The sequence below is a fragment of the Rhizobium sp. 05N430 genome (assembly GCF_056396985.1).
Window position 1 is genome coordinate 92,473 of record NZ_JBFTMO010000008.1, and the last position, 19,619, is coordinate 112,091.

Sequence of the window (19,619 nt, forward strand, 5' to 3'; positions counted from 1 at the left end):
CGCGCTGCGAGAAGAGCAGCATGCGCTCTTTGCGAGCCGAAGCTGACAGACACCTGAAGGAAACTGTGACGGTAGCTAGATTAGCCTGAGGCCTTTAAGACTGGCATGGCCGTCCTTGCCGATGATGATGTGGTCGTGAACCGTTATGCCGAGCGGCTTTGCCGTATCGATGATCATTTTCGTCATGTCGATATCGGCGCGCGAAGGCGTCGGGTCGCCGGAGGGATGGTTGTGAACCAGGATCAGCGCGGTTGCCGAAAGCTCCAGCGCGCGCTTCACCACTTCGCGCGGATAGACAGGCGTGTGATCGACCGTGCCGCGCCCCTGCACCTCGTCGGCGATCAGCGCGTTGCGTTTGTCGAGGAAGAGAATGCGAAACTGCTCACGGGTTTCGTGCGCCATCGCCGCATGGCAATACTGGATCACCGACGACCATGAACCCAGCACCTGCTTGTTGCGCAGCTCGCTCTTCAGCGTGCGCTGGGCCACTGCGGCGATCAGCTTGAGATCCAGCGCCACCGTCTCGCCGATGCCCTTGACCTCCTGTAGCAGCCCGGCCGGCGCGCCGAAGACGGCGGCGAGCGTGCCGAAGCGGTCGAGCAGGGCCTTGGCGATCGGCTTGGTGTCGCGCCGCGGGATCAGGCGGAAAAGCAGAAGCTCCAGGATTTCGTAATCGGCCAGCGCCCCGTCGCCATTTTCGCGGAAGCGGTTTCGTAGCCGCTCGCGGTGGCCGTGATAATGCTGCTCTCCGCCAAGGGCAGGCGGTGCTGAAGCCGCTTTCGCCATCGAGGGTTTTGCGGGCTGCTCGGCAAAGAACAGGCGCTCGTCGATATCCGGTTCGCCGACAGGCAAATCGTCGAAAGGCAGTTCGTCATCGGAAGTCAGAACCGGGCCTTTCGCCATCTTCGTTTCACCCGTTGAGCGGCGCGAGCCCCGGACGGTCGAGACCACCGGGCGACAGCGTGAAGATCTCGCATCCGCTGGCGGTGACGCCGACGGTGTGTTCGTATTGTGCCGAGAGCGAGCGGTCGCGGGTGACTGCCGTCCAGCCGTCGGCGAGAACCTTCACATGCGGACGCCCGAGATTGATCATCGGCTCGATGGTGAAGATCATGCCTTCCCGCAATTCCGGCCCCTCGTTGGCGCGGCCGTAATGCAGGATATTCGGCGAATCGTGGAACAGGCCGCCGACGCCGTGTCCGCAGAAATCGCGCACGACAGAGCAGCGCTCGGCTTCGGCATAGGTCTGGATCGCTTCGCCGATCGCGCCGGTGCGGGCGCCCGGACGCACGGCGCCAATGCCGCGCATCAGTGATTCATGGGTGACCTCGAGAAGCCGTTCGGCCGCGCGCTTCAGCTGACCGACCGGATACATACGGCTCGAATCGCCGTGCCAGCCGTCGACCACATAGGTGACGTCGATATTGACGATGTCGCCATCGCGTAGCGGCTTTGAATCTGGAATGCCGTGGCAGACGACGTGGTTGATCGATGTGCAGGTCGATTTCGTGTAGCCGCGATAATTCAGTGTCGCCGGATAGGCGCCATTGTCCATGCCGAATTCGAAGACGAAACGGTCGATCGCATCGGTCGCAAGCCCGGGCTTTACGATCGCCGCCAGCTCGTCGAGACAGCGGGCGGTCACCTGGCACGCCTTGCGCATACCCTCGAAAGCCTCGGGGCCATAGAGCCTGATTGCGCCGGTATTTTTCGGCGGCGCCGATGCGGCTTCGATATAATTCACCATTGCAGGGCCTTAGCGGAAATTGTCCTTGTCGTACATAATGCAGCTATGCCGGGTTCGTCCATGCCGATCAATGGGCCTGTCGCGATTTGTGCCAGCATAACGCAGATGAGGCGGCCAGTTGCCTGGGCCGCCTCATCGGTCAAATGCAGATACTGGACTTAGGATTGCTTGGAGAAGAGCGATGCCAGCGTCGATTTGGGCGAGGAACCCGTCGAGCCGCCGGTATATTTCGGCACGACGACGAGCTGTTTGACTTCGCCACGCTTGAACGCGGCCAGGAAGCGCTTGTAGTCCCTGAACGATACGCAGCCGTTGGAATCGCCGCGCTTGCCGAGCATGTAGGTATGGGCAAGCAGCCCGACGCGGTCATGGATGGCGCCTGGGCCGCCGACCGGGTGCAGGCGGATTGCCTCGACGCCGTGGAACAGGGCTTCGCGCATCTGCAGATTATAGGTGTGCGGCGGCGTCGGGCCGCGCATCTTCTGGCTGACATAGCGCGGATTGTCGCGCATTGCGCCCAGGCCGGAATGGGCTTCGAGGCGCTCGCCGTTCGGCATGTACACCGTACCGGCGGAAATATCGTAGATCGCAATGCCGTTGCGGGCGACTGGGGCAAGCGCCGGCCGGCCGATCTTCGGCATCTCGCCGTCATCGTCGTCCTGATCCACCTTGGCATAGGCGAGTGCGGCGACCGGTGCATCGGCAGCAGGCTTCGGCCGGTTCGGGCGTGCCATCGGCAGCGGCACGTCGCCGCTTTCCGATAGAACGAGACCGAACGGTGCGTCGGAAACAACGCTCTCGGCAAGCGCGGTCTCGACGGCCGGTGCAGCGGCGGCTTCCGGCTTCTGTTGCGGCAGTGCTTCTGCAGCTGCCATGGTCGGCGCCGTTTGCGGCGCCTTGACGGTGGCGACTTGGACTGGCGCGGGGAGGGAGGCCGGAACCGTGACGGCAGAGAATGCCGCAGCGCTTGCGATCGTTTCTGCCTGCTGCTTCAGGGCCGAGGCAATTTCACTGCCGTTGTTGCGCATGGCAAGCGCCGAGAGCCCCCGGCGCTGCATCAGCGCCACCATGTCCTTGGAGGATTTCGACTGCACCTCTGCCGTCATGCGATCGGACACGGTGATCTGGCCGGGCAGCCGGGAAAATTTGCCGATGTGGACGAGCGTATGGGCGGCCGACGCGTTGTGATGCGCAGGCGCCATCGGCGCGATGGCGATATCCGCAAACAGCCGCTTGTCTTCGCGTTCCGGCATGGCCGACGAGTGCATCGTTGCGACCGATGCGAGCGCCCATGTCGATACAGCGGCCCCAAGGCCGATGGCAGCGATGACCGGAACGAGCCGGAGGAGCTTTGCCGAGCCAAAAATCGCCCAGCCGAAAGGGTTGACGCTTTCACACGTCTCGACAGCAAACGCCATATTACTCGGTTTCCAAACGCGTCACTCTACCGGCGGCTTACGCAGGACGCTTTCGCCGGAGCCGATAATGAAGCAAGAGGGCCTAATTGAGGCATCCCGCACATAATCAACTGTCTGGAACTATGCGGGATTATGGTTTCCAATTTCTTTATAAGCATGAAGGACCGCCCAAAAAAAGATTCTGGTTCGGTTCTTTTGGCGATGAAATCGGGCTAAAGATCGGCCATTCGGAGGCAGATATGGTCTATGCCCGCTCCATCACGTAGCTGCCCGGTGCTTCCTCGATCGCATTCAGCGAGGCACCGCCGGGCTTGCGGGCAGGTACGCGCTTGCCGTCCTTGGCCTCGATCCAAGCTTGCCAGTGCGGCCACCAGGAACCCGGATTTTCCTCGGCTTTGTTGAGCCAGGTGTCGTAATCGCCCTTGGCTGGGCCGCCGGTCCAATACTGATACTTCTTCTTGTCCGGCGGATTGACGACGCCGGCGATATGTCCCGATCCGGTGACAACGAAATCCACCTTGCCGCCGAAGAACTGGCTGCCGAGGAAGACCGACTTTGCCGGCGCGATGTGATCCTCGCGGGTCGCCAGATTGTAGATCGGGATCTTCACGTCCTTCAGCGACACGGTCTTGCCGTCGAGGATCATCTCGTCCGCGGTCAGGGCATTCTTGAGATAGCAGTTGCGCAGATAGAAGGCGTGATTGGCAGCCGCCATGCGCGTCGAATCGGCATTCCAGAACAGCAGATCGAAGGGCATCGGCATTTCGCCCTTCAGGTAGTTGTTGACGAAATAGGGCCAGATCAGTTCCGAAGCGCGCAGCATGTTGAAGGCCGTCGCCATCTTCGACCCATCGAGATAGCCGACAGATTGCATATGCGCTTCGAGCGCCTGCAGCTGCTCCTCGTCGACGAAGACCTTCAGGTCGCCGGCATGGGTGAAATCCACCTGCGTGGTGAACAACGTCGCCGAGCGGATGCGCTTGTTCTTTTCCTTGGCATGCAGCGCAAGCGTTGCGGCAAGCAGCGTCCCGCCGACGCAATAGCCGACGGCGTTGACGTCCTTTTCGCCCGTGGCCTTCTCGATCGTCTCCAGCGCGAAATCGACGCCCTCGCGGGCATAGGCCGTCCAGTCCTTGTCGGCATGGCGCGAATCGGGGTTGACCCAGGAGATGACGAACACCGTCTGGCCTTGGTCGACGCACCACTTGATGAACGACTTCTGCGGATTGAGGTCGAGGATGTAGAACTTGTTGATCCAGGGCGGGCAGATCAGGAGAGGGCGCTTTAGCACCGTCTCGGTCGACGCCTCGTACTGGATGATCTGGCAGATATCGTTCTGGGCGATCACCTTGCCCGGTGTCAGCGCCATATCCCGGCCGACGGCGAATTTCGTCATGTCGGTCTGGCGAAGCTTCAAGTCGCCGTGCCCGGCAACGATATCCTCGGCTAGCATCTTCATGCCGCGCACCAGATTTTCACCGCTGCTGGCGATGGTTTCCCTGTAGAGCTGCGGGTTGGTGGCGACAAAATTGCTGGGCGAGAGCGCCGCGGTGATCTGCTTGATGTAGAAGCCGGCCTTGTGCTTGGTGTGCTCGTCCAGACCCTCGGTCTGCGTCACCATCTTTTCGGCCCAGTCGGCGGTGATGAAATAGACCTGCCGCAGGAAGTCGAAGAACGGGTTCTTCTCCCAGTCCTGATCGGAAAACCGCTTATCCCTGCGCTCGGGCTCGGGTTCGGCGGCTTCGCCCTGGATGCGCTGCATCGAGCGCATCCAGACGCCGAAATAGCTGCTCATCAGCTGTGTCTGCGCCTCGAAGGTGCGGCGCGGATCGGACATCCAATATTCGGTGATCTTCGACAGCGTCTTGACCATGTCGGTCATCGGCTCGGCGGCCTTGTCGCTGACATCGCCCCGTTCGCGGGGCGCCAGCCATGCGGATGCGGCCTTGCCGAGATTTTCGAGGGCGCGGGCAAAATTCATCGCCATCGCCTCGGGATCCTTCATCAGATAGGGATCGAGGTCTGCCGTTTCGAAGCCTTGCGGCTTTCCCTTGTCGCCTGTCTTGCTGTCGGTCACACGTTTCCTCCGGGCGGCAGCAATCATCCTGAAATCGATTTGTACATCGTGCAAGATCGATAAAACAAGTTCAACACAACCACGCTCATGCTATTGCTTTGTTGCTGCGACAAATTTAACAGTCGCAGAGGCTTGAGGATTTGGAAGATCTGGCATGACGAACAACGGCAGCTCTGGCATCGCAATCGCAACCCGCATGGCAATTATTGCCGCGGCCGCGGCGATGACGCTTGCCGGCTGCACGTCGACGCCGGATGAGAAGGCAGCGCTTGCCGCCAGGCGAGCGGCCCCCACGGCGGTCGTGATGACCGCCACCAAGGGTGAGGCTCCGGCCGAGAGCGGCCTTTCGCACTATAGGGACGGTTATCCGTCCTTCGGTGCGCCTCTGACGGCCGCCAACGTTCAGATGAACGATGACGAGGCCAAGGGCCTGCAGGCCAAGCTGACTGCGCTTGGCGCGCAGCGCAAGGCGGGCACGATTTCCGAGGCCGAGTATCAGCGCCGCGTTGCCGAATACCGCAAGCTTGCGGCCGATCACGGCACCGACACACTCTCGGAAATCACCAAGTAGGCCTTGCCTTTCAGGCAATTTGCACGCAAAGCCTTCCGCAGCTGGCGGGAGACGTAAATTTTCCCGATAATGCTTCGCAGCCGCGGCATCCGTCAAAGAATCGCCGCCTGCAGACAGTCTGATGAATACGGCGCATGCGATTCTGAAGTTCGTATCGCAAGCAGCCGGGAACAGGACGAACTTCGAGCGCGGCCGCGGTGGCCGCATTTCCATGGGGAATGAAATGGAAGAGTTTCACAAAGTCCGGCGTTTGCCGCCTTATGTTTTCGAACAGGTCAACCGTTTGAAAGCAAGCGCGCGAGCGGGCGGCGCCGATATCATCGATCTCGGTATGGGAAACCCTGACCTGCCGACCCCGAAAGCCATTGTCGACAAGCTCTGCGAAGTGGTCCAGGACCCGCGCACGCACCGTTATTCGTCCTCCAAGGGCATTCCCGGCCTTCGCCGCGCGCAGGCCGCCTATTACGCCCGCCGTTTCGGCGTGAAGCTCAACCCGGATACGCAGGTCGTCGCGACCCTCGGTTCCAAGGAAGGTTTCGCCAACATGGCGCAGGCGATCACCGCGCCTGGTGACGTCATCCTCTGCCCGAACCCGACCTATCCGATCCATGCCTTCGGCTTCCTGATGGCAGGCGGCGTGATCCGTTCGATCCCGGTCGAGCCGGATGAGAATTTCTTCGCGCCGCTCGAGCGCGCCGTGCGCCACTCGATCCCGAAGCCGCTGGCGCTGATCCTGAACTATCCGTCGAACCCGACGGCCTTCGTTGCGACGCTTGATTTCTACAAGGACGTCATCGCCTTTGCGAAGAAGCACGACATTATCGTGCTGTCCGACCTTGCCTATTCGGAAATCTACTTCGACGGCGAGCCGCCGCCCTCCGTTCTGCAGGTTCCTGGTGCCATCGACGTCACCGTCGAATTCACCTCGATGTCGAAGACCTTTTCCATGCCCGGCTGGCGCATGGGCTTTGCCGTCGGCAACGAGCGCCTGATCGCCGCTCTGACGCGCGTGAAGTCTTACCTTGATTACGGCGCCTTCACACCGATCCAGGTTGCAGCAACCCACGCGCTCAATGGCGACGGTTCCGACATCGCTGAGGTCCGCAACGTCTACAAGCGCCGCCGCGACGTCATGGTCGAGAGCTTCGGCAAGGCAGGCTTCGAAGTGCCGCCGCCGGCAGCCACGATGTTCGCCTGGGCGAAGATCCCGGAGAAGTTCCGTCACCTCGGTTCGCTGGAATTCTCCAAGCTGCTGGTCGAAAAGGCCGACGTTGCCGTCGCGCCAGGCATCGGCTTCGGCGAAATGGGCGATGATTACGTTCGTCTCGCACTGGTCGAGAACGAGCACCGCATCCGCCAGGCTGCGCGCAGCATCAAGAAATTCCTGTCGACGGCCGACGAGACGATGCACAACGTCATCTCTCTGAACGCACACCGCTGATAGACACCTCCCAATCGGCAGCCGCGGTCCGCGGCTGCCACTCGTGAACATTCAGGATCGCTTCATGGCAGACGCCCTCAAAATCGGCATTGCGGGTCTTGGTACCGTCGGTGCCTCGCTCGTCCGTATCATCCAGAAGAAGAGCAACGAGCTTGCTGCCACCTGCGGGCGTCCGATTCACATTACGGCCGTGACGGCACGCGACAAGACCAAGGATCGCGGCATCAATCTCGATGGCATCACCTGGTACGATACGCCGGAAGAGCTGGCCGCCAAGGCCGATATCGAGGTTTTCGTCGAGCTCGTCGGCGGTGCCGAAGGCGCTGCCAAGGCATCCGTCAAGGCCGCTCTCGATCGTGGTCTCCATGTGGTGACGGCCAACAAGGCGCTGCTGGCCTATAACGGCGTCGAGTTCGCCAAGATCGCGGAAGAGAAGGGCTCGCTGCTCAACTTCGAAGCGGCTGTTGCGGGCGGTATCCCCGTCATCAAGGCGCTGCGCGAATCGCTGACCGGCAATTCGATCTCCCGCATCTACGGGATCATGAACGGCACCTGCAATTACATCCTCACCAAGATGGAGAAGGAAGGCCTGTCCTTCGCCGATTGCCTCGCCGAAGCCCAGCGTCTCGGCTATGCCGAAGCCGACCCGGCCTTCGACATCGAGGGCAACGACACGGCGCACAAGCTGTCGATCCTGACGACGCTGGCTTTCGGCAACCAGATTGCCGCTGACGACATCTATCTCGAAGGCATCACCAACATTTCGATCGAGGATATTCGCGCGGCTGCCGATCTCGGCTACCGCATCAAGCTCCTCGGCGTTGCACAGCGAACCGAAACCGGCATCGAGCAGCGCGTTCATCCGACCATGGTGCCTGTCGATTCCGTCATCGCCCAGGTCGATGGCGTTACCAATGCCGTGGCGATCGAATCCGATATTCTCGGCGAGTTGCTGATGGTCGGCCCGGGTGCCGGCGGTAATGCCACTGCCTCGTCGGTTCTCGGCGATATCGCCGACATCGCCAAGAGCCAGCCGGGCGCCCAGCGCGTTCCGGTGCTCGGTCATCCGGCCAAGTCGCTGGAGCCCTATCGCAAGGCACAGATGCAGAGCCATGAAGGCGGCTACTTTATCCGCCTGACGGTTCTCGATCGCACCGGCGTTTTTGCCAGCGTCGCAACCCGCATGGCCGAAAACCACATCTCGCTGGAATCGATCGTGCAGCGTTCGCAGCAGCACCTGTCGCCGTCGCATCACCAGACGATCATCCTCGTGACCCATGCGACGACGGAGGACTCGGTCCGCAAGGCCGTCGCTGCCATCAAGGGCGAGGGCTATCTCGTCGGCGAACCGCAGGTCATCCGCATCGAGCGCCCCAAGGAAGACTGAGGGTAACGCCAGCCCAGGCGTTGCCACCGGCCTTAAGGCTGCATAAATGTGCTCATGGAATTTTTGCCGCCCCGTCACGGGGCGGTGACATTGTGGGGCATTGGCAGAATGGTGGATATAGCCGCTGATCCGGTACAGCGCGCGTTCCTCGGGGTGGAGAAATCCATTCTCGACAATCGCTGGATTTCGCGGCTCGACCAGGCCGGGCAAAACCGCGCGCTCGCCATGTCGCAAGTCCATGGGCTGCCGGATCTGATTGCCCGCGTGCTTGCCGGCCGCGGCGTTGCGGTCGATGAAGCCGTCGAGTTCCTCGATCCGACCATCCGTAACCTGATGCCCGATCCCTACAAGCTGACCGATTGTGAGAAGGCGGCAAAGCGTCTGGCTGAAGCTATCCGGCGTGGCGAGAACGTTGCGATCTTCGGTGACTATGACGTCGACGGTGCCGCCTCATCGGCCCTGATGTACCGCTTCCTCGCCCATTTCGGCGTCAAGGCCGAGATCTATATTCCGGACCGCATTTTCGAAGGCTATGGACCGAATGCTGCCGCGATCAACCAGCTGATCGACAACGGTGCGAACCTCATCGTCACCGTCGATTGCGGATCGACCAGCCACGAGGCGCTCGACGCCGCCAAGGCGCGCAATATCGACGTCGTCGTCATCGATCACCATCAGGTGACACACGCGCTGCCGCATTGCCACGCGCTGGTGAACCCCAATCGCGAAGACGATCTTTCGGGGCAGGGACACCTCTGCGCCGCCGGCGTGGTCTTCCTGGTGCTTGTGGCCACGCTCCGATTGCTGCGCGAAGCCGGCGACAAGCGCATTCTGGCAATCGACCTCTTGCAATGGCTGGATATCGTGGCGCTCGCCACGGTCTGCGATGTCGTCCCGTTGAAGGGCCTAAACCGCGCCTATGTCGTCAAGGGCCTCGTCGCCGCGCGCCACCAGAGCAATGCGGGTCTTGCCGCCCTGTTTCGCAAGGCCAGTCTCTCCGGGCCGGTCACATCCTATCATTTCGGCTTTCTCGTCGGCCCTCGCATCAATGCCGGTGGCCGCATCGGCGATGCAGCCCTTGGCAGCCGCCTGCTGACGCTCGACGATGCCGGCGAGGCGGAGACGATCGCCCAGAAGCTCGACGAACTGAACCGCGACCGCCAGGTCATGGAAGCCACCATGCTGCAGGAAGCGGAAGCCGAGGCAATGGCGGAGTATGGCGATGGCCAGGGTGCTTCCGTCATCGTGACCGCCCGCGACAAGTGGCATCCGGGGATCGTCGGTCTTCTGGCCGCACGGCTGAAGGAGAAGTTCAAGCGCCCGGCCTTCGCCATCGCTTTCGATCCCTCAGGTCGCGGCACAGGATCCGGCCGCTCGATCAACGGCTTCGATATGGGACGCATGGTCCGCGCCGCCGTCGACGAGGGGTTGCTGATCAAGGGCGGCGGACATGCGATGGCCGCGGGTCTGACGGTCGAGCGCGAAAAGCTCGGCGCCCTGCGCAGCTTCTTCACCGAACGCGCCGAGAAGACCGTCGCCAATCTGGTCGCCAACGAAACGCTGAAGATCGACGGCGCCATCGGCGCCAGCGGCGCCACGCTCGATCTCATCGACCGGCTGGAAACCGCGGGCCCCTACGGATCCGGCCATTCGCAACCGGTCTTCGCCATCCCCGCCCATCGGCTGCGCGATGTCAGGACGGTCGGCGAAAAGCACGTCAAGGTGACGCTGGAAGCCATGGATGGCGCCCGTCTCGACGGCATTGCCTTCCGCGCCGCCGATACCGCTCTCGGCAACCTGCTGCTCAATTCACGCGGCGCCAATCTGCATGTCGCAGGCTCGCTCGGCGCCGACCACTACCAGGGCTCGCGCCGCATTCAGCTGCGCGTCTCCGATGCGGCACAGGCGAAGTAAGCCCTACCAGTCGGCCGAGAGCTTGGTGAGATACTGCCCATAGGCGCTCTTGCCGAGCTTTTCCGCAAGCTTTGCCAGATCGTCCTGGCTGATATAGCCCATGCGCCACGCCACTTCCTCGGGGCAGGCGATCTTGAAGCCCTGGCGCTTCTCCAGCGTGCTGACGAAGGCGGCCGCATCGAGAAGGCTATCGGGCGTGCCGGTATCCAGCCAGGCATAGCCACGGCCCATCAGCTCGACGAACAGTTCGCCGCGCTCCAGATAGGTGCGGTTGACATCGGTGATCTCCAATTCACCGCGCGGTGACGGCTTCAGATTGGCGGCGATATCGACGACCTGCTGGTCGTAGAAATAGAGGCCGGTGACCGCCCAGTTGGATTTCGGCTGCTTCGGCTTTTCCTCGATCGACAGCGCGTTCATCTTGCCGTCGAACTCGACGACGCCGTAACGCTCGGGATCGGTGACGTGATAGGCAAAGACCGTGGCGCCTTTGGTGCGCGCCGTCCCCGACTTCATGATCTCCGGCAGACCGTGGCCGAAATAGATGTTGTCGCCAAGAACCAGCGCGGAATTCTGGCCGTTGATGAAATCGGCACCGATGATGAAGGCTTGTGCCAGGCCATCCGGGCTCGGCTGCACCGCGTAGTTCAGCGAGATGCCCCATTGCGAGCCGTCGCCGAGAAGCCGCTTGAAGGCCTCGACATCGTGCCGCGTGGTGATGATCAGGATGTCGTTGATCCCGGCCAGCATCAGCGTGGTCAGCGGGTAGTAGATCATCGGCTTGTCGTAGACAGGCATCAGCTGCTTCGACACCGCCTGGGTGATCGGATGAAGCCTGGTGCCGGTGCCGCCCGCTAGAATGATCCCCTTCATCTCAGTCTCCTCAAATCGAATTCTTCAAAATGGCTTTGACCGCAATTTCCGTGGAGCTTTTCCAGTCGGGCAGGCGGATGCCGTAGGTGGCAGCGATTTTTTCGCCCGAAAGCCGCGAATTGGCGGGACGTCTCGCGGGCGTCGGATATTCTGCAGTGGTGATGGGCGTAACGGCAGCACTGTTGCCGCCGAGCGCTCGCGATTGCGCAAAGATCTCGGTGGCGAAATCGGCCCAGGTGGCTTCGCCGGTCCCGGTCAGATGAAAGGTGCCGCGCAGCGCGGGATCTGGATCGGCTTTCAAACGCGCCGCAATGGCGAGGATCGCATCGGCAATATCAAGCGCCGATGTCGGGCATCCCCGCTGATCGGCGACGACGCGCAGCTCGTCGCGCGTTTCGGCAAGCCGCAGCATGGTCTTCACGAAATTGGCGCCGAAGGGCGAATAGACCCAGGCCGTCCGCAGGATGACGTGATCGGCATTGCCCGCCGCCACCCGCAGCTCCCCTTCGAGCTTGGTGCTGCCATAGACCGAGATCGGACCGGTTGGATCGGTCTCGACATAGGGCGCCAGCTTTTCGCCGGAGAACACATAGTCGGTCGATAGATGGATGACGGGGATGCCAAGCTTGGCAGCCGCTTCGGATACGGCGCCGGCACCAGCTGCATTCACGGCAAAAGCTGAATCAGGCTCGCTCTCGGCCTTATCGACAGCCGTATAGGCCGCGGCTGAGACGATCACGTCGGGCTGTGCGGCCGTCAGAGCCGGCAGCACACTAGCGGGATTGGCAAGATCGAGCTCAGGACGGCCAATCGCGATCACCTCAATGCCTGAGGGTGCTGTTGCCAGAAGCGACCGAGCGACCTGACCCTCTCTACCCGTTACGGCGATGCGCATCGTCATCGTCCCTTGAAGACGCCAAGGCGTTCGCCGGAATAGACGTTGTCGCGCAGAGGGCGCCACCACCATTCATTGTCGAGATACCAGCGCACAGTTTTGTCGATGCCGCTGTCGAAATTCTCCGCAGCCTTCCAGCCGAGCTCCGTCTCCAGCTTTGTCGCGTCGATCGCGTAGCGAGCATCGTGGCCAGGCCGGTCGGTGACATTCGTGATCAGGCGCGAATGCGAGGCCTTGTCCGGAAACACGGTGTCGAGAATGGCGCAGATGCGCTCAACCACCTCGATATTGCGGCGCTCGTTGCGTCCGCCGACATTGTATTTTTCACCCGGGCGTCCGCGCGAGGCGATGGTGAAGAGGGCCCGCGCGTGATCCTCGACATAGAGCCAGTCGCGGATATTGGCGCCGTTGCCGTAGACTGGCAGCGGCTTGCCCTCCAGCGCATTGAGGATCATCAGCGGAATGAGCTTTTCCGGGAAGTGGAACGGGCCGTAATTGTTGGAGCAGTTGGAGACCACGACCGGCAGCCCGTAGGTCCGGTGCCAGGCGATCGCCAGGTGGTCGCTCGCGGCCTTCGAGGCAGAATATGGGGAGGAGGGATCGTAGGCGGTCACCTCCTCGAACAGGCCCTGATCGCCGAGTGAACCATAGACCTCGTCGGTTGAGACATGCAGGAAGCGGAAGGCCGCCTTGGGGCGCGCATCGAGGCCATCCCAGTAGTGGCGCGCAGTATCGAGCAGGCTGAAGGTGCCGACGATATTTGTCTGGATGAAATCGCCTGCACCCGAGATCGACCGGTCGACGTGGCTTTCAGCGGCCAGATGCATGACGATGTCAGGGCGGAACGAGGCGAAGGCTTCCTTCATCTTCGCCCGGTCGCAGATATCAGCCTGCAGAAAGCGGTAGTTGGCGGCATTCTCGACTGAGGACAGCGAGGCAAGATTTCCGGCATAGGTCAGCTTGTCGATATTCAGTACCTCGGCACCAATCTCGCTCACCAGATGACGCACCAGCGCCGAACCGATAAAGCCTGCTCCCCCCGTTACGACGACACGCATTGCCGGAAATCCCCTGAATTACTGTGCTGAAAACTGAAAGTGGCCTGGAATATCGGCAAGCTTCGGAAGCTTCCGGTCCTTGTCGGAAAGCACCGCATGCGCCTCGTCGACCGGCCAGCGGATGCCGATATCAGGATCGTTCCACAGGATGCCACGGTCGTGTTCGGGGCTGTAGGGCGCCGTCACCTTGTAGCTGATCACGCTATTCGGAGCGAGCGTCACGAAGCCATGTGCGAAGCCTGCCGGTACCCAAAGCTGGGCACCGTTATCGGGCGTCAGCTCTTCGCCGAGCCACTGGCCGAAGGTCGGAGAGCCCTGGCGAATATCGACGACGACATCGAGAATGGCGCCCTGAAGGCAGCGCACCAGTTTTCCCTGGGCGAAGGGTGGCGTCTGGAAATGCAGGCCGCGCAGCGTGCCCGCTTGTGCCGAAAGCGACTCGTTGTCCTGGACGAAGGTGATGTCGGCGACATTCTCGCGAAACCATCCGTCCTTGAACACCTCGGAAAAATAGCCGCGGTGATCGCCATGCCGCGCCGGCGTGATCTTCAGGATACCCTCGATCGTCGTGGTCTCGATGCGCATGGTCTTTTCTATCCGGCCTGCATCACGCTCATCAGCATATCCGCCTGCGAGCGGCTTTGCATGGCTGCAAATCCATTGGCTGCGATGAGTTCGCGCTCCTCGTCATCGGCGACGAGCTCCTTGCAGCGCTCGACGAGATCCTCGTAAAGCTCGACTGCCAGGCCGCCCATGAACGGCTCGAGATCCGGATCCTCGATATCGCCTTCGGTCAGAACGCAGACGCGGTTCGCCAGGAGATAGGAGATGCGGACGATCTCGAAGACGCCGCTTTCATAGTGGTGGATGTTGATGACGATCTTGGCGCGGGCGATCGCGGCGTCGCGCTCGGCACCGTAGACGTTGAAGAGATGGACGACCTTCAGCCCTGCCTCGTGGAGAGCGACCAAGATGTCGCGACGGCGATCGTTCATCGAGCCGTAGAACAGGACGTCGATATCCTTTACCGGCGCCCATTCGATCTGCGTCAGCACCTCGCTGTAGCCGATTTCGAGAACGCCGGCATGATCGATGCCCTTGGCCGCCAGGTTCCGCCTGTTGCGCGGGCTGTAGTCGAGCACGGGAAAGGACTTGAGAACGGCGGTGTAGCGCTCGTTCATCCAGGTGCTGTCGTCTGATACCTGCTCGAGATTGACGATGACGCTGTCTTTCGGCAGGTGGGCGGTGATCTCCGGCGGCAGCAGATTGCCGCCATAGACTATCGGCGAACGGCCCGCGAATTCACTCATCTCACGCACGATTGGCGCCGAGCCACCAAGCTCCTCGAACGCACCTTGTAGCCCGAGCGCCACCTCGTCGAACGCATGGCTGTGATTGTAACCCTTGGGCGTGACGATCCAGATGCAGTGCCGGTCCTTGTGCGCATCCCAGCCGCCCTCGAACGCTTGCAAGCCCGAAAGATCTGACGCAACCGGTTCTGCGACAGAGAGCGGTGCCAGGGGCTGGCTCATCGCCTGCAAGGCGGCGGCATTCGGTGCGGGCAGCGATTGGTCGCCGGCGCTTGACGCGCTTGCCGGCCGCGACTTGCCCTTGGGGAAATTGCCACGCGGCGTCCAGTCGGGCGGATCGTCGCCGGTCCAGATCAGCTGGGGCTGCTTGACGATAGGCATCCGGCCTTCCTGCCACAGCTCGAGCTTCGCCGGATCACGCGTCTGCAGGAACGCTTCCTTGCGGCCGTAAAGGCTGTTGAGCAGCTGGCCGGTCCGGGCGCCGAACTTCCATTCGAAATCCTCGGCGGAGGGCACGAAGGCGGAGACTTTCATGCCGCTTGCCACCGCATGCGGGATGTAAAGCCCAAGCAGACGTTCGATCACGAAGGGCCGCATCGCGGCATTGCCGTCGCGGCTGTAATTCGCCGTGCCGCTATAGGCACGTCCGGCCGGCGTGCCGCGCGCCGCTTCCTGCTCCAGCGCCTGCAGGATATGTTCGCAGAAGGCGAAATAGCCGGACCAGAATTTCTGATTGCCGACGAAATAGTTGCAGAAGAAGAATGAAGTGCGGCCCTGCGGCGGCGCGATCGGATAGCCCATCTCCTTGAGATGGCCGAACACCGGCTCCATACCGGGATGGCCGCCCATCATCGCGTGTTCCCAGACGTTGCTGTAAACAGCGGCGTGGCCGATCAGCGGATTGTAGAGATAGGCATCGGCGCCGCCGGCGCGCGCTTTTCTCGCCTCGGAGATGAAGGATTGCAGACTGGAGACCGATTTGGTTTCGAACTTGCTGGACAGCAGCCCCCAGAACACATCCGCCTGCAGCCCAGCCTGCAGGTGGTGCTCGTGCAGAATCCGGAAGAGTTCATATTCGCGCGTCGTCGATTGCGTGTTGAAGGAAATGTCGAAGGGCAGGGCAGCCGAATCGAGATTCGCCAGCTGCCTGGCGTCGAGATAAGGCTGGTAGACGATCACCGATCCGGATTGCTGCGCCTTTACGCTCAATTGCTGAAGGCTCGGCAATCCCGCGGGCAGGGTGGTCGGAATCTGCTGGTTGATCGTCAAAGTCGCGTCCTTCGAATGCCGCCTCCGCTGGAAAGAGAGATTCCCGCGAGGCTATCCGGGCCGGACTATTGGCATCGAAGCTTGCGCCACCCTGTTGGATGCGCGGTGCGCACGACGGTCTGATATCGCTACGTCGAGAGTGTGTTTTTGCTGATTGTGAAAGTCCGCGAAACTTGAAAACATTCTCTCCGAAATCGAGAGAGAAGTGGCACGCCCTAGGGGAGTCGAACCCCTCTTCCCAGAATGAAAATCTGGTGTCCTAACCGATAGACGAAGGGCGCTTCCTTCGTGGTGGCGCCCTTATAGTCAGCACCTTTCTGACCCGCAAGCGGTAAAATGCGAAATTCCGTAGATTTTTTCTGAGCTTGTGGAAATACCTTGCAGCAGGCGCCGAAGTCCCCGGAATACAGGGGATGCCGCGCCTCGCAGTAGGATCGGCAGGACGCGGTTTGCAGCCGCTGACCCAAAAAGATTGGTCTTGGCAGTTATCCGACCACCACGATCAGAGACTCCAGAATCAAGCACTTGAGGCTCGATTTGTGATCGATAGCGGAAGAGATCCACTTGACGCTCGCTGAGACCGGGATGAGGAGAATGCGGGCCCAGCGGCAGTCCCGACTTTCGAGAGAGCGGCGCGATTACACCACGCCGACAGGGCAGAAGGCTTCTGCAACCTGAAGCATATCGACCAGTGGATCACTATGCTGGAGCAATATGTCTTCCCCAAAATTGGAACGGAATTGGTTAACACACTTGGTGCCGCCGACTTTGCGGCGTGCCTGAAACCAATCTGGCTTTTGAAGCCTGAGACTTCCTCACGCGTTAGACTGCGCTGCGACGCAGTGATGAACTGGGCTGCAGCCAGTGAATACGTCGATGTAAGCCCCGTGGACCTTGTCGTTAAGCTTCTGCCAAAGCAGCTAGGTAAACGAGAGCGTGTCGCGCATCAACCTGCACTTCCTTGTAGGGACGTGCCTAACTTCATCGCTAATCTCCTTCATTCGGGAGTGTCAAACACTACCTTACAGATGCTGGAGTTGCTGATCATGACCGCCCGCCGTTCAGGCGAACTCCGTCAGATGCAATGGCACGAGGTCGACTTTTCCAACGCGATCTGGACAGTGCCCGCAGCACGCATGAAAGTGAAGATCACCCATCGCGTGCCGCTTACCCCAAGAAGCATCGAGATACTTGAAAGCCAGCTTGAGAAGTCGGAAACCGGCGAAGGGTTGGTGTTCCTTCACGAAGAATACGCCAATGCGCGCTATGACGCTCACCAAATTCCTCCGGGACAACGCGGTCGTGAGCGATACGCTCGGACGCATCGCCACCGCTCACGGATTCCGCTCAAGCTTTAGGGACTGAGCATCTGAGAACGGATACTCCCGCGATGTTGCTGAGCGAGCGCTCGCCCATACTGTTAAGAATACAGTCGAAGCGGCCTACCATCGTACTTATCGATCAACGGCGCGCATTGATGTTGGCGTGGGAGGCTTTCTGCCTAGGAAAGTGACGCTGCGATCTATGCCCGAGACCATACCGTTCGATTTACGTAATCTATGTAGCTGAGTACAACACGCAGAATTTGCTTCGATACGGAACCGACTTGATAGTCGGGAACGGGGTCTATGGCTCGAGCAATTTTGTTATGCTCGGCAACGATGACACGCACCGCGTCAAGAACGCGTTCCTTCGTTAAGCCTGTCATAATCAAGGTTCCTACATCCATGCCTTCAGGACGCTCGTGGGCGTTCCGGATAGTAATTGCGGGCAAGTTAAGGAGAGAGCTTTCTTCCGTTATCGTCCCACTATCGGAGATCACACACAGCGTCTCCATCTGCAGTCGAATGTAGTCGGTGAAGCCAAAAGGTTTGAGAAAATGAAGCCGTGGATCAAGCGGCACGAGATCCGTGCTCTCCATCCGCTTATGTGTCCTCGGATGGGTCGAGACGACGATTGGCATGTCATACGCTTCGGCCAGCGCGTTAAGCGTCTCAATCAAATTCTGAAGATTTTCGCGACTATCGACGTTCTCTTCACGGTGTGCACTGACGATAAAGAAGCGACCGCTTTCCAATCCCAATCGTTGCATAATTTCTGATTCTTTGATTTTTGGCATATAAAAATCGAGAACCTCACGCATGTGGGAGCCGGTCTTGATAATTGTTTCCGGTCGAATGCCTTCTGCAACTAGGTAGCGCCGCGCATGCTCGGTCAGGACAAGATTGATGTCGCTGAGATGGTCAAGGACCTTGCGGTTAAGCTCCTCCGGAACTCGCTGATCAAAGCAACGGTTGCCTGCTTCCATATGGAATACGGGGATCTTCCGTCGTTTCGCAGCGATAACCGCCAGGCAAGAGTTCGTATCGCCGTAGAAAAGTACAGCTTCCGGGCGCTCTTTTTCTAAAACCACATCGGCTTTTTCAATGACACGCGCTATTGTCTGCGCAGCGTTTTCGCCAACCGCTTCAAGGAAGTGGTCCGGCTTGCGTATTCCGAGGTCGTCAAAGAAAATCTGATTGAGCTCGTAGTCGTAATTTTGGCCGGTATGAACAAGCACGTGGTTCGTATGTTGATCAAGTTCTGCAATTACCCTCGACATCTTTATCAATTCGGGCCGCGTGCCAACAATCGTCATAACCTTACGCATTGAGTTCGTCCTGAATGAAATCGAGTTTCATGAGCAGTGCCTTAACCCTCTCTACGTCAAGCCGAATAGTGTTATGCGAAGTGTAGTCCTCAATGGCGGAGACCTTTGTTTCTCCCTCGACGAAATACTTATTGTAGTTCAGATCCCTGTCATCTGCAGGCACTCGATAATACTCGTCTAGATCCTGTGCGCGGGCCATCTCCTCGCGAGACAGGAGTGATTCGTATAGTTTTTCTCCGTGTCGCGTGCCTATGATCTTCATCACTACGTCGCTGCTGAATACCTCCCTCACGGCTTGGGCGAGGTCGCCCATCGTCGACGCAGGTGCCTTCTGTACAAAGATGTCACCTTGGCGCGCGTTCTCGAACGCATAGATCACAAGATCCACAGAATCCTCGAGCGACATCAAAAAGCGTGTCATGCTGGGGTCAGTGACCGTCAATGGCTTGTTCGCTTTAATCTGACTGACAAACAATGGAATGACGGATCCGCGAGACGCCATCACGTTGCCGTACCGCGTTGCACAAAGCACGGTTTCTCCTTCACGCCGCATGCGCGCCTTGGCGACCATCAGCTTTTCCATCATGGCCTTGGATATGCCCATCGCGTTGACCGGATAAACGGCCTTGTCGGTGCTCAGAACCACCACGCGCTTTACGCCACAGCTTATCGCGGCATTCATTACGTTTTCGGTCCCCAGCACATTCGTGCGAACGGCCTCCATTGGATAGAACTCACAGGAAGGGACCTGTTTTAACGCAGCGGCATGGAAAACATAATCCACACCCTGCATCGCGTCGTGCACACTGTCGTAGTTGCGGACATCGCCGATATAGAACTTGAGTTTAGGGTTGTTCATCGCGATCCGCATGTCCTCTTGCTTCTTTTCATCACGACTGAAAATGCGGATCTCGCGAACATCAGTGTGCAGGAAGCGATTGAGAACAGCGTTGCCAAATGATCCCGTCCCCCCGGTGATCATGAGCACGTTATTGGCGAACATATCTCT

General features: G+C 60.0%; 16 protein-coding genes and 1 tRNA gene. 5 read left to right on the forward strand and 12 right to left on the reverse strand.

The genetic code is table 11. The features are described 5' to 3' along the window. Positions 1–75: 75 nt before the first annotated feature. The 4 genes from radC to phaC all read right to left on the reverse strand — a co-directional run bounded on the left by radC (position 76) and on the right by phaC (position 5,269). Positions 76–903, reverse strand: a complete 828-nt coding sequence (radC, locus tag AC1DJO_RS17820) for a RadC family protein (protein ID WP_112387997.1) — start codon at positions 901–903, stop codon at positions 76–78. Between the two features lie 7 nt (positions 904–910). Beyond that, entirely contained in the window at positions 911–1,747 is an 837-nt protein-coding gene (map, locus tag AC1DJO_RS17825) for a type I methionyl aminopeptidase (protein ID WP_112387998.1), read from the reverse strand. A gap of 158 nt (positions 1,748–1,905) precedes the next feature. Further along, the gene (locus tag AC1DJO_RS17830) at positions 1,906–3,165 is read right to left on the reverse strand and encodes a DUF2778 domain-containing protein (protein ID WP_477972146.1); all 1,260 of its coding nucleotides are present in this window, start codon (positions 3,163–3,165) and stop codon (positions 1,906–1,908) included. Between the two features lie 244 nt (positions 3,166–3,409). Continuing rightward, positions 3,410–5,269 (reverse strand): class I poly(R)-hydroxyalkanoic acid synthase, encoded by a 1,860-nt coding sequence (phaC, locus tag AC1DJO_RS17835; RefSeq protein WP_477972147.1) that lies wholly within the window; start codon positions 5,267–5,269, stop codon positions 3,410–3,412. 127 nt (positions 5,270–5,396) lie between these two features. Here phaC and AC1DJO_RS17840 point away from each other — a divergent pair, with 127 nt between their 5' ends. The 4 genes from AC1DJO_RS17840 (at position 5,397) to recJ (ending at position 10,555) form a co-directional block, all read left to right on the forward strand. Next, positions 5,397–5,813 carry a hypothetical protein gene (locus tag AC1DJO_RS17840; protein WP_477972148.1) on the forward strand — a complete coding sequence of 139 codons (417 nt, stop codon included), beginning with the start codon at positions 5,397–5,399 and terminating at the stop codon, positions 5,811–5,813. Between the two features lie 223 nt (positions 5,814–6,036). After that, entirely contained in the window at positions 6,037–7,254 is a 1,218-nt protein-coding gene (locus AC1DJO_RS17845) for an LL-diaminopimelate aminotransferase (RefSeq protein ID WP_112388164.1), read from the forward strand. 64 nt (positions 7,255–7,318) lie between these two features. After that, a complete protein-coding gene (locus AC1DJO_RS17850; protein ID WP_112388165.1) occupies positions 7,319–8,641 on the forward strand; it encodes a homoserine dehydrogenase in 1,323 nt (440 codons plus the stop codon). Between the two features lie 108 nt (positions 8,642–8,749). Beyond that, positions 8,750–10,555, forward strand: a complete 1,806-nt coding sequence (recJ, locus tag AC1DJO_RS17855; protein ID WP_477972150.1) for a single-stranded-DNA-specific exonuclease RecJ — start codon at positions 8,750–8,752, stop codon at positions 10,553–10,555. Positions 10,556–10,558: 3 nt separating this feature from the next. Here recJ and rfbA read toward each other — a convergent pair whose 3' ends face one another. The 6 genes from rfbA to AC1DJO_RS17885 all read right to left on the reverse strand — a co-directional run bounded on the left by rfbA (position 10,559) and on the right by AC1DJO_RS17885 (position 16,241). Further along, on the reverse strand, positions 10,559–11,428 hold the full coding sequence (gene rfbA, locus AC1DJO_RS17860) for a glucose-1-phosphate thymidylyltransferase RfbA (RefSeq protein ID WP_477972152.1): 870 nt from the start codon (positions 11,426–11,428) through the stop codon (positions 10,559–10,561). Between the two features lie 10 nt (positions 11,429–11,438). After that, the gene (gene rfbD, locus AC1DJO_RS17865) at positions 11,439–12,323 is read right to left on the reverse strand and encodes a dTDP-4-dehydrorhamnose reductase (protein ID WP_477972154.1); all 885 of its coding nucleotides are present in this window, start codon (positions 12,321–12,323) and stop codon (positions 11,439–11,441) included. A gap of 2 nt (positions 12,324–12,325) precedes the next feature. Then, positions 12,326–13,381, reverse strand: a complete 1,056-nt coding sequence (gene rfbB / locus AC1DJO_RS17870) for a dTDP-glucose 4,6-dehydratase (protein ID WP_477972156.1) — start codon at positions 13,379–13,381, stop codon at positions 12,326–12,328. Between the two features lie 18 nt (positions 13,382–13,399). Then, the gene (rfbC, locus tag AC1DJO_RS17875; RefSeq protein WP_477972158.1) at positions 13,400–13,966 is read right to left on the reverse strand and encodes a dTDP-4-dehydrorhamnose 3,5-epimerase; all 567 of its coding nucleotides are present in this window, start codon (positions 13,964–13,966) and stop codon (positions 13,400–13,402) included. Between the two features lie 8 nt (positions 13,967–13,974). Then, positions 13,975–15,960 (reverse strand): CgeB family protein, encoded by a 1,986-nt coding sequence (locus AC1DJO_RS17880; protein WP_477972160.1) that lies wholly within the window; start codon positions 15,958–15,960, stop codon positions 13,975–13,977. A gap of 206 nt (positions 15,961–16,166) precedes the next feature. After that, a tRNA-Glu gene (locus tag AC1DJO_RS17885) sits at positions 16,167–16,241 on the reverse strand. A gap of 393 nt (positions 16,242–16,634) precedes the next feature. On the opposite strand from AC1DJO_RS17885, the gene AC1DJO_RS17890 reads away from it, so the two are divergent. Further along, a complete protein-coding gene (locus AC1DJO_RS17890; protein WP_477972345.1) occupies positions 16,635–17,318 on the forward strand; it encodes a tyrosine-type recombinase/integrase in 684 nt (227 codons plus the stop codon). A 164-nt stretch (positions 17,319–17,482) separates the two neighbouring features. Here AC1DJO_RS17890 and wecB read toward each other — a convergent pair whose 3' ends face one another. After that, on the reverse strand, positions 17,483–18,610 hold the full coding sequence (gene wecB / locus AC1DJO_RS17895) for a non-hydrolyzing UDP-N-acetylglucosamine 2-epimerase (protein WP_477972162.1): 1,128 nt from the start codon (positions 18,608–18,610) through the stop codon (positions 17,483–17,485). After that, a complete protein-coding gene (locus tag AC1DJO_RS17900) occupies positions 18,603–19,613 on the reverse strand; it encodes a polysaccharide biosynthesis protein (RefSeq protein WP_477972164.1) in 1,011 nt (336 codons plus the stop codon). The genes wecB and AC1DJO_RS17900 overlap by 8 nt, the downstream gene beginning before the upstream one ends. Between the last annotated feature and the right edge of the window lie 6 nt (positions 19,614–19,619).

Bases quoted from the DNA above. Each gene is read 5' to 3' on its own strand.
- radC (WP_112387997.1), bottom strand. From the start codon at position 903: ATGGCGAAAGGCCCGGTTCTGACTTCCGATGACGAACTGCCTTTCGAC.
- map (WP_112387998.1), bottom strand. From the start codon at position 1,747: ATGGTGAATTATATCGAAGCCGCATCGGCGCCGCCGAAAAATACCGGC.
- AC1DJO_RS17830 (WP_477972146.1), bottom strand. From the start codon at position 3,165: ATGGCGTTTGCTGTCGAGACGTGTGAAAGCGTCAACCCTTTCGGCTGG.
- phaC (WP_477972147.1), bottom strand. From the start codon at position 5,269: ATGATTGCTGCCGCCCGGAGGAAACGTGTGACCGACAGCAAGACAGGC.
- AC1DJO_RS17840 (WP_477972148.1), top strand. From the start codon at position 5,397: ATGACGAACAACGGCAGCTCTGGCATCGCAATCGCAACCCGCATGGCA.
- AC1DJO_RS17845 (WP_112388164.1), top strand. From the start codon at position 6,037: ATGGAAGAGTTTCACAAAGTCCGGCGTTTGCCGCCTTATGTTTTCGAA.
- AC1DJO_RS17850 (WP_112388165.1), top strand. From the start codon at position 7,319: ATGGCAGACGCCCTCAAAATCGGCATTGCGGGTCTTGGTACCGTCGGT.
- recJ (WP_477972150.1), top strand. From the start codon at position 8,750: ATGGTGGATATAGCCGCTGATCCGGTACAGCGCGCGTTCCTCGGGGTG.
- rfbA (WP_477972152.1), bottom strand. From the start codon at position 11,428: ATGAAGGGGATCATTCTAGCGGGCGGCACCGGCACCAGGCTTCATCCG.
- rfbD (WP_477972154.1), bottom strand. From the start codon at position 12,323: ATGCGCATCGCCGTAACGGGTAGAGAGGGTCAGGTCGCTCGGTCGCTT.
- rfbB (WP_477972156.1), bottom strand. From the start codon at position 13,381: ATGCGTGTCGTCGTAACGGGGGGAGCAGGCTTTATCGGTTCGGCGCTG.
- rfbC (WP_477972158.1), bottom strand. From the start codon at position 13,966: ATGCGCATCGAGACCACGACGATCGAGGGTATCCTGAAGATCACGCCG.
- wecB (WP_477972162.1), bottom strand. From the start codon at position 18,610: ATGCGTAAGGTTATGACGATTGTTGGCACGCGGCCCGAATTGATAAAG.
- AC1DJO_RS17900 (WP_477972164.1), bottom strand. From the start codon at position 19,613: ATGTTCGCCAATAACGTGCTCATGATCACCGGGGGGACGGGATCATTT.